This is a genomic window from Bacillus pretiosus, assembly GCF_051294775.1.
GTDB lineage: Bacteria > Bacillota > Bacilli > Bacillales > Bacillaceae_G > Bacillus_A > Bacillus_A wiedmannii.
The window spans coordinates 1-300 of record NZ_JBPPHF010000246.1 but is presented as its reverse complement, the minus strand read 5'-3'; the positions used below and the strand labels follow the sequence as shown (position 1 = coordinate 300).

At 30.0% G+C, this 300-nt stretch carries 1 protein-coding gene; it reads left to right on the top strand.

Annotated elements, in window-relative coordinates:
- On the top strand, nt 1–300 hold a 300-nt coding region (locus tag ACSG5Z_RS30725; RefSeq protein ID WP_503827192.1), incomplete at both ends, for a sterol desaturase family protein.

The following is a 300-nucleotide window of genomic DNA, read 5'->3' as shown; positions in this document are numbered from 1 at the left end:
ATATATGACACATCGGTTTTTATTCCATTTAAAGCCACCTAAAAACGTAGTTTTATTACAAATGTTAAGAAGATTACATTATGATCATCATGTATATCCAGATGATTTAAAACTATTGTTTTTGCCTGTATGGTTTAGTATACCTAGCTTTACTATATATTTACTTATAGCATATGGTATAACAAAAAGTGCTACTATTACACTTTCATTCGGAATTGGAATGATTATCATGCTACTCGTTTATGAATGGAAACATTATATTGCACATAAGCCGATTCGTCCGTTCACTAAGTTTGGAAG